Raw genomic sequence first — 15,281 nt, forward strand, 5'->3', positions numbered from 1 at the left:
CACGATATTAAGGCGAAAACCTGTAGTAAAACTGAAGCCGTTTTAGGAGCGTTTTTAAAAATAAAAAAGCCTCCCAGGTTTGGGAGGCTCAAAATTTCGTAAGCCGTTGTATTTGCAGCAGCTTGCAACTATAAACCTGTTAACTTATTTGCTAGGCTTTGCCGACATATAAAACGTGAGTTTACCCCCATTGGTAATATCAGCGTGTTTAATTTGATGGTTGGTAATTTCCTTACCATTAAGTAAAACCTTTGCAACATAAACGTTTTTATCGCTCTGCTTTAAAGCTTCAACGGTGAATGTTTTTCCATTTTCGAGCGTTAATACCGCATTATTTACCAACGGACTGCCCAACGAATAAACATCGGAACCAGGTGATACCGGATAAAAGCCTAAAGATGAAAACATGTACCATGCACTCATTTGGCCGCAATCGTCATTACCACCTAAGCCATCAGCTGTAGGTTTATATTGCATATTAAGTATGTGGCGGATTTGCGCCTGACCTTTATAAACTTCGTCAGTCCAGTTATAAAGATAAGCTACGTGGTGCGCCGGCTCATTTCCATGAACGTAGCCACCAATAATGCCTTCGCGGGTAATGTCTTCAGTATGTGCAAAAAATTCATCCGGCAAATGCATGCTGAATAAGGAATCCAAACGAGCAGCGAATTTCTTCTTTCCGCCCATTACTTCTATCATTGCAGCAGGATCATGAGGCACAAAAAAGCTGTAATTCCAACTATTTCCCTCAATAAAACCCTGTCCCTCCGTATCTTTTGGATCAAAGGCTTTTTTAAATGTTCCATCAGTTAGTTTCGGGCGCATAAAGCCTGATTTCGTGTCGTAATTATTCTTCCAGTTTTGCGAGCGTTTAATAAACTCGTTGTAAACCTCGGTTCTGTTTAATTTTTTTGCCAGTTGCGCAATCGCCCAGTCATCGTATGCATATTCCAGGGTGTTTGAAACAGAAACGCCGCTTTTTTCTGCAGGGATATAACCCATATCCATGTAATAGCCTATGCCTTCATAATCACGATGTTTTGCGGTAGCAACACAGGCATCTAAAGCTTTATTCGGGTCGCCATTGTATGTTCCCTTTATAATCGCATCAGCGATTACAGAAACACTGTGGTATCCACTCATACACCAGTTGTCGTTTGCGTAATGCGACCAGATTGGCAACATATGTAAACTGCTTTGATCGTAATGCGCCATCATCGATTTAACCATATCATTACTTCTGCCAGGCTGCATGATGTTAAAAAACGGATGCAAGGCCCGGTAGGTATCCCAAAGAGAAAAAGTAGTATAGTTGGTAAAACCATCTGCTTTGTGAACGCCTTGATCTAAACCTTTATACTCCCCATTTACATCTGTATAAGTTGTAGGATTGATAAAAGCATGGTAAAGTGCCGTGTAAAAATTTATTTTATTGGTGTTTGATGTACTAACCTGAATTTTATTCAATTCTTTGTTCCAGTTTGATTGCGCCTGTGTTTTGACTTTATCAAAATCCCATCCCGAAATTTCTGCCCGCATATTTTGCAAAGCATTTTCCTGACTAACAGGCGATAAGGCGAATTTTATTTTTACTTTTTCACCCTCCTTTGTATCAAAATCAAAATACATTTTTAACTTTTTTCCGGCAATTTCAGGGAAGTTTTTGTCCTGATTAAATTTTCCCCAGAAACCCCGGTAAGCTTGTTTAGGATCATAGCTTTTGCGACCGTAGCTTTTAAAAGGTTTCGAAAAACTCATCGCGAAATAAACTGTCCTTGTTCTGGCCCAACCATTTGTTTGGCGGTAGCCGGTTACCAGGGTATCGTTAACAACGCGAACGTAAGTCCACACGGTTTTTTCTTCATAATTATAAATTCCGGCCATCAAATCTAAAATGATGTGCGATTGATCTGATTTTGGAAATGTATATTGATGCATCCCCACCCGCGTTGTTGCGGTCAGCTCTGCCGTAATGTTATCGTCATCTAATTTTACTTTGTAATAACCAGCCTCTGCAGTTTCATTGGAATGTGAGTAGGCCGAGCGGTAACCCGATTTTGGATCATTTGCCGTTCCCGGGTTCATCTGCAATTTCCCTTGCGTTGGCATGATTAGAAAGTCGCCCAAATCTGAGTGACCGGTGCCGCTAAAATGTGTGTGACTGAAACCGGTTATCGTTTTATCTTCATATTTATAACCCGCACAATATTTGTAAACATCACCATTATATTTGCCATTAACCTCATAAGATAGTGTATCAGTTTCCGGACTCAACTGCACCGCACCAAAAGGAACCGTTGCACCCGGATAGGTATGCCCCATTTTTGATGTACCTATAATTGGTTTTACAAACTGCACTAAATTTTGCTGTGCCGACACTGCAACTGCAGATAGCAAAAGGCAAGGCAGGATAAATTTTTTAATCATATCAATTTAAAATTTAACTTAATTTTTAGATTTTCGAAGGTATCAATTTTATGGCAAATCTTCTATGGATGTAAATCTAAATCGTTTAACCAACACAAAAAATACAATCGGCTTTTTACAAGTAACTGACGGGTATTGGAGAAAAAGAAGTAAATAAACCTTATTTTTGCGCCCAATAGTTTTAAAATGAGCAAACACGGTAGAATTCTGGTAGCCATGAGTGGCGGGGTTGATAGTTCGGTAGCAGCTGTAATGTTGCACGAACAGGGTTATGAGGTTATCGGCTTAACCATGAAGACCTGGGATTATGCATCAGCTGGCGGAAGTAGTAAAGAAACCGGTTGCTGCTCCCTCGATAGTATAAACGATGCCCGTACGCTTGCCGTTAACTATGGCTTTCCGCACTATATTTTAGATATACGCGACGAATTTGGCGACTACGTTATCGACAACTTTGTTGATGAATACCTGGCAGGCAGAACGCCGAACCCTTGTGTTCTTTGTAATACGCACATTAAATGGGAAGCGCTGCTTAAACGGGCCAACAAATTAGATTGTGAATTTATTGCAACGGGCCATTACGCAAATATTCGCCAGCAAGATAGCGGGCGCTATGTAATTTCTAAAGGTAAAGACGAAAACAAAGATCAGTCCTATGTGCTTTGGGGCGTTTCTCAAGAGAATCTTTCGCGAACAAAATTCCCTTTGGGTAGTTTTGCAAAATCCGAAATCAGGCAAATGGCTTTGGATATGGGTCAGGAAGAATTGGCGAAAAAATCTGAAAGTTATGAAATTTGCTTTGTTCCAGACAACGATTACCGTGCTTTTTTAAAGCACAAGGTAGAAGATTTGGAAGAGCGTGTTGCAGGTGGCAATTTTATTTTAAGTAACGGAATGGTGGTTGGCCAGCATAAAGGCTATCCATTTTACACCATTGGGCAGCGTAAAGGACTAGGAATAGCCTTTGGCGAGCCAATGTTTGTTACTCAAATTTTTCCGGAAAGCAATACAGTTGTACTTGGCCGTGCTGATGAACTTGAGCGTAAAGAAGCTATGGTACGCAATATAAACCTGGTAAAATATGCTGGTATCGAAGAGCCAATGAATGATGTGATTACAAAGATTCGCTATAAAGATGCCGGAATGCTAAGTACAATTGTGCAGGAAAAGGATAGAATGCGGGTGGTGTTTGATCATAACGTCTCAGCAATTGCTCCCGGGCAATCGGCTGTCTTTTATGAGGGCAATGACCTTCTCGGCGGTGGTTTTCTGGTTTAGTTTCACTAAAAATAATATAAACTCAATCCCTGCAGCACATCCTGCCGGGATTTTTTTTTAATCTTTTCTAATTAAAATCACTATTCCATTTCTTATTTATTCCCAAAAGCTATACCAAGTAAGATTTTTTTCTTTACTTTGAATCATCATCGTCCCTATAATTTTTGGTTTAAAAATTTTAACAATAATTATATGGAAACATCAAAATTCTCAAAGTTTACCGCCGAATTTCTTGGCACATTAGTATTGGTTTTAATGGGTTGCGGCAGCGCAGTCATTGCAGGTGCCGATGGCACAACAGGCGTAGGTTTGTTGGGAATCTCTTTTGCATTTGGTTTATCAGTTGTTGCAATGGCTTATGCGATAGGGCATATTTCGGGCTGCCATATTAATCCGGCAATTTCAATTGGTATGGTTGTAGTAGGAAGAATGAAAGCCGCCGAAGCTGCTTATTACATTGTTGCACAAATTTTGGGCGGCATTGCCGGTGCCGCGTTACTTTATTTAATTGTAAGCAATCAGGCAAATTTCGAAATGAAAGAATGGGCTTTAGGCTCGAACGGCTGGGGAATAGGGTATTTGGCCGAATATAATTCTACTGCGGCGTTTGTTGCCGAAGCAGCATTCACCTTTATTTTTTTACTGGTGATTTTTGGTGCAACATCCACAAAAAACATAAATGGTGGTTTTGCAGGTCTGGCTATCGGGCTTTCATTAGTGCTGATTCATATCGTTGGCATCAAAATTACAGGTGTTTCTGTGAACCCGGCCCGTAGCATTGGCCCTGCAGTTTTTGCCGGAGGTGAGGCCTTAAAACAAGTTTGGATGTTCATTGCCGCTCCGGTTGTTGGCGCCGTTGCAAGCGCCGTTGTATGGAAATCGGTGCTCGAAAAGAACTAGATTAATTGCAAGGAAACCCTGCAATTGAAGCTTGAGCTAAATTGCAATCGCAGGGCATAAAAAACAAAAAGGGTAAAAACGGGATGACCGCTTTTACCCTTTTTGATTTCTGTCTGCTTTGAGTGAAAAAGCTATTAACAACTCAACTACATAATGATTATAGATTTTTTACAATCGCCTCATCCAAAGGTTTTGTTTTCGAGCGGAAACGGTGAACCAACTCCCCTTTTTCATTAATTAAAAACTTCTCGAAATTCCATTTAATATCGCCTTGCTCCTCTGTGTTAGTTTGCGTTGTTAAATATTTAAACAACGGACTAATATCATCACCTTTAACACTGCTTTTCTCTGCCAGCGTGAAAGACACATTGTACTTTCCTGTACAGAATTCTTTAATTTCAGTATTGGTCGAAAACTCCTGCCCGCCAAAATTTCCTTCAGGGAAACCAATTACAACCACCTTTTTACCGTACTGTTTGTGAAGTTTTTCTAAATCTTCATACTGAGGTGTATAACCACATTTGGAAGCCGTGTTCACGATCAGGATTTTTTTGCCTTTAAATTTTGCTAATTTAACTTCTTTGCCATCGATCGTTTTGAAGCTGAAGTCGTAAACGTTCTTTGGTGGATTAGGCACCAAAAAGTTTAATAGGATGAGGATAGTATTTATCATTGCTGTTTTATTTATATATACGAATATAGGTACAAATAGTTTTCACATCGGTAATGATGTTGTAAATAATACAATCTTTTAAGTATTTGTAAAGGCAGGCAATAATCTCTTCACGAAAATGCGGCCCCGCCATACGCTACAATCTTTTTTAATCGCTGGCAGTTTTAATCTGATCGTGTTATTGGAAGAAAGGTCTAGGCCATCTTTTACGGTGGTGCAATAAAAAAGGATTTTCGCTGCTGTCTGGTTTAAAAAGGAAGTTTTGTGCTTTTCTTTACGGCTTGCTTAGCACAATCGCCATAAACTATTAATAGCAATTCTATCTGCGCCACCTAAACCCGACCGTGTGGAAAACCCGCAGGCCGAGGTACGAGGTTGAGGATTTGAAACAGAGGGCGGGACGAGACTGAACTAAGAGCACAAAAATTGCTTTCCAAAATCGTAACAAAAAAAGCGTAGATTTTTATGGTAATTTTATCAAAAAACGAATTCAATTATGGATTAATCTCAAAACAAATTTTGTATTAAATAATGCTCAAGTTTGGATTTATCCTTTAATTATAGCTTTATTTGCACAAAATCGTATTTCATGGCCAAAAACTTATTAATCGTCGAGTCACCCGCAAAAGCTAAAACCATAGAAGGCTATCTAGGCAAAGATTTCCTCGTTAAATCTAGCTATGGCCATATTCGGGATTTAGCTAAGGGCGATATGGCGATTGATATTGCAAACGATTTTGCACAGAAATACGAGGTTCCGGCAGACAAGAAAGCACTTGTAGCTGAATTAAAAAAACTTGCTAAGGATGCCGAAATGGTATGGCTTGCATCCGATGAAGACCGCGAAGGTGAAGCCATTTCATGGCACTTGTTCGAAACCTTGGGTTTGAAAGTGGAAAAAACCAAACGTATTGTTTTTCATGAGATTACCAAACCAGCAATTTTAAAAGCGATTGATAGTCCGAGGGCAATTGACTACAACTTAGTTAATGCTCAGCAAGCCCGTCGTGTTTTAGACAGATTAGTAGGTTTCGAACTTTCGCCTGTTTTATGGAAAAAAGTTAAACCATCTCTTTCTGCAGGCCGTGTGCAATCGGTAGCAGTAAGGTTAATTGTTGATAGAGAAAGAGAAGTTCAAAACTTTAACGCAGCTGCAGCCTTTAAAATAACTGCACAATTCTTAACCGGTAAAGGGAAAGAAATTGTAAAAGCAGAATTACCCCAACGCTTTGAAAGCGAAGCTGATGCGGAAAAATTCTTACAAGATTGTGCTACAGCGCAATTTAACATTAGCAGTTTAGAAACAAAACCAGCCAAACGGAATCCGGCCGCACCTTTTACCACGTCAACGCTACAACAGGAAGCTTCTAGAAAGTTAGGGTTCCCGGTGGCGCGAACCATGCAGGTTGCCCAACGCTTGTACGAGGCTGGTAAAATTACGTACATGAGAACAGATTCCGTAAACCTATCGGAGACTGCTTTAAACGCAGCTGCTGCTGAAATCAAATCAGCCTACGGCGATAAATATCATCAACAGCGGGTGTACAGAACTAAGTCTGCTGGTGCACAGGAGGCTCACGAGGCCATCCGCCCTACATATTTCGACAGACATACTGTTGACGGTGATATTTCGGAAAAGCGTCTATATGATTTAATCTGGAAAAGAGCAATCGCCTCGCAAATGAGCGAAGCTTTATTTGAAAAAACAACCGCTCAGATAACCGCATCAACCCGTAAAGAACATTTGGTTGCAGAAGGTGAAGTGCTAAAATTCGACGGTTTCCTAAAGGTTTATTTAGAATCAACAGATGAAGAAGAAGGTGAAGAAAAAGAAGGTGGTTCGATTCTGCCTCCTTTAGCGAAAGGTCAGGAATTATTTTTAAAGGAAATGCAGGCAACAGAACGTTATTCACGTCCGCCGGCAAGATATACAGAAGCAAGTTTAGTTAAGAAATTAGAGGAACTTGGCATTGGCCGTCCATCTACGTATGCACCGACAATTTCGACGGTTCAAAATCGTGGTTATGTTGTAAAAGAAGACAGGGATGGTAAACAGCGTAAGTTTACAGCTATAATTCTGGCTGATGGAAAGGTTTCTAAAGATTCCAGAACTGAAATAACGGGCGCTGAAAAGCAAAAACTCTTTCCTACGGATATTGGTGAAGTTGTAAACGATTTTCTCGTTGAACATTTCAAAGGAATTGTGGATTTCAACTTCACTGCAAAAGTCGAAAAGGAATTTGATGAGATTGCCCAGGGCTTACAGGAATGGACGAAAATGTTGCACTCTTTTTATAGTCCTTTCCATTCAGAAGTAGAAACTACCTTGGAAACAGCCGAGCGTGCAACCGGCGAACGCTTACTCGGTTTAGACCCCGCAACAGGCAAAAATGTGTATACCAAGGTCGGGAAATTTGGACCACTGGTGCAAATTGGCGAACTTGATGAAGAAGAAAAACCACGTTACGCCAGCTTGATGCGCAGCCAGTCTGTGGCGACCATTACGTTAGATGAGGCCTTAGAGTTATTTAAACTTCCGATGCAATTGCCAGATTTTGAAGGCAAAGAAGTAATGATTGGTGTTGGCCGTTTCGGGCCCTACGTAAAATGGGGTGAAGCTTTTATTTCCCTGCCTAAAAACGAAGAGCCACTTTCTGTTACCTATGAAAGGGCAGTTCAGATTATACAGGAGAAAATGGACGCTGATGCGCCTATCGCCTATTATGAAGGTTTAGGTGTTACTAAGGGCAAAGGCCGTTTTGGCCCCTTTATTAAATGGAACGACTTGTTCATAAATATTCCAGCCAAGGGTTATGATTTCGATAATTTAACGCAGGCCGATATTGAAACCTTGATAGGCAAAAAAGTAGAAAAAGAGGCTAACAGGTACATAAAAACCTGGGATGCAGAGAAAATTTCTATCGAAAACGGCCGTTGGGGACCTTTTATCCGTTTTGGAAAATTGATGCTTAAGCTTAGAAATAACGCGGCTACAAAACAAAAATATACAGTTGAAGAATTGGCAGAGGTTGATCTTGATGTAATTAAGAAGATGATTGTAGAACAGGTTCCTAACGCTTTTGAAACTAAGAAGAAAGCACCAGCGAAAAAGAAGGCTCCGGCTAAAAAGGCTGTGGCAAAGAAAAAATAAAAAAGAGCGAAGGATTTCAATGATTTTTCAATCAATTTTAGCAATCAGTGATTTTTTGTAATCCCTCAATAAGCAATTACCCATTCAATCATTAAAAATTGAAAGCAGATTTACCAGAAAATTCAGTAGAAGATATCGCGATGGCTGTTGTGCTGATGAGCGAAACTCCAGAGGTAAAAAACTGGACCGTTTATCTGGTGAACTTAAAAAACGAGCCGATTTCAAATGTGCTTATCAGTTCAAAAGGTTACGGAGAGAAAGACGGGAAGCAGGTTAAAACATCTGTTTTAAGGCATTTCATCGGAGATATGGAGGCAAATGACTTTAAAGGTGTTGAGGCGATTGACCCGGAAGTTTTTGGCCTAACAAACGAGTATTGGTTAAGTTATTATATCGGTTCTACAATTTACGATAGGAAATTTATTTTCCTGCCAGAAAGCATAGTTGATTCCAATCTAATTAAAATCCCATTGGTAAACAGGCCTGGCGTTATGATTAAGTGAAAGTTTGCAAGCAATTATCCAAATGCATTAACGTGCTGATTTATTTAGATTTAGCACCTGATACACGAAGTTTTTAATTCGATTAAGGCACCTTAACTGCCTGTCTGCCGAGTAATTTCCATCCCCCCTTTTCCCTACTCCAGATTAGCAGAATGTATAATTTTACGTTGCCCGGAACATTTTTATCGTTGGTTTTAGCCGTTAATGTATGACGAACCAATGCCGTTTTGTGTTGTACAATCACGCTTTGTTCTGTTAAATTAACGTCAACAAAATCTGACTCGCCAGACAACAACGAATGCATAAATTGTTGCTTGGTTTGAATCTTCCCGCTTGAATGGCCATAACTCAAATTTTCTAAAATAAGCCTATCCAGAGCCACACTATCGGGAGTTACCATCAGTTTGGCAAGCTTATTTACGGCAGCCTCCACTTCAGCTTTCTGCGCAAAAGCAAAGTTGGTAAGCAAAATCAGGGTCGAAAAAAGCAGTAGTTTCTTAATCATATCTAGTTAGAATGGATGATGCTGTAAACTTATCCAAATCCATTCAAATGCGCAAATAGAAATTTTACACCCAATATTAAAAAAAAATTAAAATTGCTTATTTCCTGAAATGGGAAAGAACTAAATCTTCACATCTCTATAATTTTCAACATAATTAGTTTTAACTGAAATTTTAGTTAATTTTCAAACACATCTAATTATGATTTCAAAATGGAACAACCTTCTACCTATCACTCATCATCCAAAAAGAAATTTATTTTTATAGGCCTGCTGGTGCTTTCAATAGCAGCAATCGTATTTATTTACTTCAATCGAAAGAAAAAAACGAATGAAGACAACCAGGCCTATGCAAAATATATAGAGGCTTACACCTCTGGAACCATCTCAAAAAAGAGTTTTATCCGCATACATTTAGCCAATGCAGCTAGTGGAATGCAGGACTTAGGCAAAGCAGATTCAAGGGATTTATTTGATTTCTCTCCATCAATTTCTGGAAAAACCTATTGGATTGACCCGCAAACAGTAGAATTTCGCCCGGATGAAAACATGAAACCCGGAAAGGAATACGAGGCAACCTTTAAGCTGGCCGAGGTTTCGGCAACGGAGAAAGGTTTGGAAGATTTCGATTTCGAATTTAAAGTAATTACGCCGGGTGTAATGGTTTCGCAAAACGGCCTGATTTCTCAAAACAATACCTCGTTGGATTACATGAAACTGATTGGAGAAGTAGCAACCGCCGACATTGAAGAAACAGCCAGAATCGAAAAAATAATTGAGCTTGATTTTGACCAGAAACTGAAAATTAAATGGCAGCATGATCCTGCTAAAAACAGCTCCAGGTTTACTATCGATAGCATTAAAAAGAAAAGTGAAGATCAAACTTTAAAAATTAATTGGGACGGGGACGCTATTGATGCCGAGCAGAAAGGTGAAGAAGAAATCCGAATTCCGGCCCTTAATAAGTTCGAAATTTTGGATATGAAAGCCATTCAGGGTCAAGAAGATTATGCTCTGGTACAGTTTTCTGAACCAATAAACGTTGCGCAGGATTTAACAGGAATGATTACGCTCGGAAATTTAAGTAACCTCCGCTATACGATAGATGCCAGTCAGGTTAAGGTTTATGCTGCTGAAGATTTAAAAGGCAGTTACACCTTGAGTGTAAATAATGGAGTAGAAAATATTAATGGTAAAGCGCTAACAGGCGGAAAAACGGCAAGCCTCGTTTTTGAAGATAAAATTCCATCAGTAACCATAGCAGGTGGCGGAACAATTTTGCCAAATTCCGGCAAGCTTGTTTTACCTTTCGAGGCTATAAATTTAAAAGCTGTAGATGTTACCGTTATTAAAATTTATGAAAATAATATTCCGCAGTTTTTTCAAACCAATAGCTATAAAGATGGCAATGAGCTACGCAGGGTTGCGAAACCTATCCTCCAGAAAACGGTTCGTTTAGATGAAGATAAGTCACTAAACCTCCACAAAAAAAATCGATTCACACTCGATTTAGATAAAATGATTCGCACAGAACCGGGCGCCATGTATCGGGTTACCATCGCTTTCAGGCAGGAATATAACGCGTATAACTGTAAAGCTACTGAAGAAGCGCAGGTTAGCGATGGCGAAGGCGAAGATGAGTATGGCGAATACGATAATTATGGCGAAAAGATTGACGAAGACGATGATTTCTGGCAACGGTACAATAATTATTATCCAAAAAATTACCAATGGAATGATAAAGGAAACCCCTGCACGCCATCGTTCTACACAAATGAAAAGTGGGCAAGCAGAAACCTGATAGCATCAAATATTGGCCTGGTTGCAAAACGCGGTAACGACAACAGCATGCTTATCATCGCTACAGATTTACGCACCGCAGAGCCTTTAAGTGGTGTGAACCTGGAGTTAATGGATTTTCAGAAGCAAATTATTTTCACTACAAAAACCGATGGTGATGGATTTGCCAGATTCGATTTAAAGCGTCAGCCATTTCTGCTAATTGCAAAGAATGGGTCCGAACGTGGCTATTTAAAACTCGATGATGGCAGTTCACTTCCTTTAAGTCGTTTCGATGTTGGAGGAGACGTGGTTCAAAGCGGATTAAAGGGGTTTATTTATGGCGAACGCGGCGTTTGGCGCCCAGGCGATAGTTTATTTGTATCGTTTGTATTAGAAGATAAGCTGAAAAAATTACCGGCAAACTACCCGGTAACCATGGAGTTTTACAACCCTAAAGGGCAGTTGTACAAGCGACTGATTAATGGCAAACCATTAAATGGATTTTACACTTTCAAAACGGTAACTGAAAGCACTGCACCAACCGGAAACTGGCTTGCAAAAGTAAAAGCAGGTGGCGCAACATTTACTAAAACCCTAAAAATTGAAACGGTAATGCCAAACCGTTTAAAAATCGATTTCAACGTAGGCAACAGAACTTATTTAAGTACGGGTACATCTGCTGCCACACTAACCGCCAAGTGGCTGTTTGGCTCGCCGGCGCAGAACTTAAAAGCAAAAGTTGATGTTAACTTAAACACTACCGAAACAAAGTTTAAAGGTTTCGAGGGATTTAGTTTCGATAACCCGACTGTGAACTTTGAGTCGCAGGTTAAAACCATTTTTGAAGGCGCGTTAAATGCTGCTGGAATGGCACAAATTAATACAAACTTGAACGAGAACAATACTGCTCCGGGCGTTTTGAGAGCCAACTTCACCACGAAAGTTTTCGAGCCGGGTGGAAATTTCAGCATAGATAATTTCAGTATTCCTTATCACGTTTATAAAAGCTATCTGGGTATCCGACCTGAAAAAGGCGATAAACTGAGCGGTATGTTAGTTACCGGGAAAGACCATAAAATTGAAATTGTAAATGTTAACACAGACGGTAAATTGCTTGCTGGAACTAAGACTGTACAAGTGGAATTGTACAAAACACAATGGCGTTGGTGGTGGGAACAAGACAGTGAGTATACCTATGCAAACTTTACGCAAAACCAGTACAACAAGTTAGTAGAAACCCACCAGGTAAAACTAGTTAATGGCAAAGGGAACTGGAATTTACGTATAGACGAACCGGAATGGGGTCGATATCTGATACTTGTTCGCGATGAAAATGGCGGCCATGTTACCGGAAAATCTGTTTATGTAGATTGGCCAGGTTGGGCCCAGCGAGAACAGGCTGCTAATCCGACCGAGGCATCTATGCTATCTTTTACCGCTAATAAAGAGAAATTTACCGTTGGTGAAGACATCACTTTGACCATTCCAACTGCTAAAAATGGCAGGGCTTTAATTTCTGTTGAGAATGGAAGTCGGGTTTTAAAAACGTTTTGGATTGATACCAAAGCCGGACAAACGCAATATAAGTTTAAGGCCGAAAAAGAAATGGCCCCAAATGTTTTCGCAAATATTACGCTGCTACAGCCACATGCGCAAACCGTTAACGATTTGCCAATAAGGATGTACGGGGCAATCCCGCTCTCCGTTGAAGATCCTCAGACAATTTTAAAACCAACAATTAAGATGTTGGACAAAATCAAACCAGAAACGGAAAATACCATCACCGTTGGCGAGCAAAACGGTAAAGCCATGACTTACACCATTGCATTGGTTGATGAGGGCCTACTGGATTTGACACGCTTCAAAACCCCAGACCCACATAGCGCTTTCTATGCACGTGAAGGTTTAGGCGTAAAAACCTGGGATTTATTTGATTACGTTCTAGGCGCCTGGGGCGGAAATCTCGAACGCATTTTAAGCATTGGTGGCGACGGCAGCATCAATAAAAATTTGAATCCCGCAAAGGCAAATCGATTTCAAGCCGTTGTTAAATTTATGGGTCCATACACAATTGGAAAGGGCGAAAGCAAAACGCATAAATTTAAGCTACCACAATATATTGGCGCCGTTAGGGCCATGGTTGTTGCAGGCCAGGATGCTGCTTACGGTTTTGCAGAAAAATCAGTTCAGGTAAAAAAGCCTTTAATGGTGTTAGCAACATTGCCACGGGTTATTGGTCCGGGTGAAAGTTTTACCCTGCCAGTTACTGTTTTCGCTACCGAAAATAATTTAAAAAATGTTTATGTTCAACTGCAGGCTAGTAATTTAATTGTACAAGGAACAAACAAACAGCAGCTGTATTATCAAAAAACGGGCGAGCAAATGGCCTACTTTGAAGTTAAAGCGCCAAATACCGTTGGCATTGCCAAAGTAAAAGTGATTGCCCAAAGTGGCGCAGAGAAAACCGTTTACGATGTTGAAATGGACATCAGAAATCCGAACCCTTACATAACCAATGTGGTTTCGGCGACTGTTCAACCTCATACTAAATGGGCGGTAAATTATCAACCTATCGGGATGACAGGAACAAATTCCGGGTCATTGGAAGTGTCGTCAATACCGGCAATTAATTTGGGTAAACGATTAGGTTATTTGATTCAATATCCTCATGGATGTATTGAGCAAACCACTTCCGGGATATTTCCTCAACTTTATTTAGATAGATTGAGCCCGTTAAATGAACAGCAAAAAGCCAAAACAGAAGCGAACATTAAAGCTGGCATTAATAGGTTAAAGGGCTTCCAAACCACTGATGGAGGTTTATCTTACTGGCCTGGCGAAGCGAATTCTGATGAGTGGGGAACTAACTATGCGGGCCATTTCTTAGTTGAGGCGCAAAACGCAGGTTATACCTTGCCAGTTGGATTGATTGATGAATTGTTACGTTACCAGAAAACAAAGGCCACAAACTGGGCTCCAAACAGCAATAATTTTTATGGGGGAGATCTATCTCAGGCTTACCGTTTATATATGCTCGCCCTCGCAAAGAAACCAGAAATGGCGGCAATGAACCGTTTAAAAGCTTTTGAATATTTATCCGTTGCTGCAAAATGGCGCCTTGCTGCTGCTTACAAGTTAGCCGGCCAAAGTAACGTTGCGCTGAACATGATTAGTGGATTAGACACATCCATCCAACCGTACAAACAGCTGGGGGGCACTTATGGCTCCGATGTTCGTGATGAGGCGATGATTTTAGAAACGCTTACGTTGCTTGGTCAAAAAGCAAAAGCCGCTGGTTTGCTCCAACCTTTAGCGGCCAAACTCGGCGAAAACACCTGGTACAGTACACAAACCACAGCATACAGTCTTTTAGCAATTGCTAAATTCTGTGGAGCGAACCAGTCATCAAATAAATTGCAATATCAATATAGTTTAGACGGAAAGTCTGCGCCTGTTAACTCCAATCAGTATCTGAACAGTACATCTATTAACTTTAAAGGCAATACCGCATCGGTTACCAATAACGGAAATAATGTGCTTTTTGTTCGGTTGGTTCTGGAAGGACAGCCCGTAGCCGGACAGAACAATTTTCTGCCTAACAAACCAGATGTTTTGGATATGAACGTTACTTACAAACGTTTAAACGGAACTGTATTAGATCCGACCACAATAAAACAAGGGACAGATTTCTACGCAGAGGTTTCGGTTAAAAATCCAGGTAGAATGGGCTATTATGAGCAAATGGCTTTAACTCAAATCTTTCCATCGGGTTGGGAAATTATAAATACCCGTGTAAACGATAATCAAAGCATCCTGGCATCATCTCCATTTACTTATCAGGATATTAGAGATGACAGGGTTTTCACTTACTTTAACATAAGGGAGAATGAAAGCCTGGTTTATAAGGTATTGCTTAATGCATCTTACGTTGGCAAATATTATCTATCGGCGGTTCAATGTGAAGCAATGTACAACAACGATATTTCTGCTACCCAGGCCGGGAAATGGGTTCAGGTTGTGAAGTAGCCAAAATAAACCTGCGAAGTTTCGAAGGCCAAAAAC

At 40.3% G+C, this 15,281-nt stretch carries 8 protein-coding genes; 5 read left to right on the plus strand and 3 right to left on the minus strand.

Going from position 1 to position 15,281, the window contains the following annotated elements; translation table 11 throughout:
- Positions 1-144: 144 nt before the first annotated feature.
- Positions 145-2,430: a GH92 family glycosyl hydrolase gene (locus AC0IWT_RS05235; protein WP_471796297.1), complete on the minus strand. Its 2,286-nt coding sequence runs from the start codon at positions 2,428-2,430 to the stop codon at positions 145-147.
- Between the two features lie 186 nt (positions 2,431-2,616).
- Here AC0IWT_RS05235 and mnmA point away from each other — a divergent pair, with 186 nt between their 5' ends.
- Positions 2,617-3,708 carry a tRNA 2-thiouridine(34) synthase MnmA gene (gene mnmA, locus AC0IWT_RS05240; RefSeq protein ID WP_471796298.1) on the plus strand — a complete coding sequence of 364 codons (1,092 nt, stop codon included), beginning with the start codon at positions 2,617-2,619 and terminating at the stop codon, positions 3,706-3,708.
- A gap of 192 nt (positions 3,709-3,900) precedes the next feature.
- A complete protein-coding gene (gene aqpZ, locus AC0IWT_RS05245; RefSeq protein WP_471796299.1) occupies positions 3,901-4,608 on the plus strand; it encodes an aquaporin Z in 708 nt (235 codons plus the stop codon).
- Positions 4,609-4,765: 157 nt separating this feature from the next.
- On the opposite strand, the gene AC0IWT_RS05250 is transcribed toward aqpZ, so the two are convergent.
- Entirely contained in the window at positions 4,766-5,281 is a 516-nt protein-coding gene (locus AC0IWT_RS05250) for a glutathione peroxidase (protein WP_471796300.1), read from the minus strand.
- A gap of 589 nt (positions 5,282-5,870) precedes the next feature.
- Here AC0IWT_RS05250 and topA point away from each other — a divergent pair.
- Positions 5,871-8,432 carry a type I DNA topoisomerase gene (gene topA, locus AC0IWT_RS05255; RefSeq protein ID WP_471796301.1) on the plus strand — a complete coding sequence of 854 codons (2,562 nt, stop codon included), beginning with the start codon at positions 5,871-5,873 and terminating at the stop codon, positions 8,430-8,432.
- A 98-nt stretch (positions 8,433-8,530) separates the two neighbouring features.
- A complete protein-coding gene (locus tag AC0IWT_RS05260) occupies positions 8,531-8,935 on the plus strand; it encodes a hypothetical protein (RefSeq protein ID WP_471796302.1) in 405 nt (134 codons plus the stop codon).
- An 82-nt stretch (positions 8,936-9,017) separates the two neighbouring features.
- Here AC0IWT_RS05260 and AC0IWT_RS05265 read toward each other — a convergent pair whose 3' ends face one another.
- Positions 9,018-9,440 carry a nuclear transport factor 2 family protein gene (locus AC0IWT_RS05265; protein ID WP_471796303.1) on the minus strand — a complete coding sequence of 141 codons (423 nt, stop codon included), beginning with the start codon at positions 9,438-9,440 and terminating at the stop codon, positions 9,018-9,020.
- 210 nt (positions 9,441-9,650) lie between these two features.
- Here AC0IWT_RS05265 and AC0IWT_RS05270 point away from each other — a divergent pair, with 210 nt between their 5' ends.
- Positions 9,651-15,245, plus strand: coding sequence for an alpha-2-macroglobulin family protein (locus tag AC0IWT_RS05270; RefSeq protein ID WP_471796304.1), 5,595 nt, complete (start codon positions 9,651-9,653; stop codon positions 15,243-15,245).
- Positions 15,246-15,281: the final 36 nt, after the last annotated feature.

The sequence above is a fragment of the Pedobacter sp. AC464 genome, from assembly GCF_979253075.1.

What these genes read in the sequence shown, in the direction of transcription:
- AC0IWT_RS05235 (WP_471796297.1), bottom strand. Translation starts at nt 2,430, where the DNA reads ATGATTAAAAAATTTATCCTGCCTTGCCTTTTGCTATCTGCAGTTGCA.
- mnmA (WP_471796298.1), top strand. Translation starts at nt 2,617, where the DNA reads ATGAGCAAACACGGTAGAATTCTGGTAGCCATGAGTGGCGGGGTTGAT.
- aqpZ (WP_471796299.1), top strand. Translation starts at nt 3,901, where the DNA reads ATGGAAACATCAAAATTCTCAAAGTTTACCGCCGAATTTCTTGGCACA.
- AC0IWT_RS05250 (WP_471796300.1), bottom strand. Translation starts at nt 5,281, where the DNA reads ATGATAAATACTATCCTCATCCTATTAAACTTTTTGGTGCCTAATCCA.
- topA (WP_471796301.1), top strand. Translation starts at nt 5,871, where the DNA reads ATGGCCAAAAACTTATTAATCGTCGAGTCACCCGCAAAAGCTAAAACC.
- AC0IWT_RS05265 (WP_471796303.1), bottom strand. Translation starts at nt 9,440, where the DNA reads ATGATTAAGAAACTACTGCTTTTTTCGACCCTGATTTTGCTTACCAAC.
- AC0IWT_RS05270 (WP_471796304.1), top strand. Translation starts at nt 9,651, where the DNA reads ATGGAACAACCTTCTACCTATCACTCATCATCCAAAAAGAAATTTATT.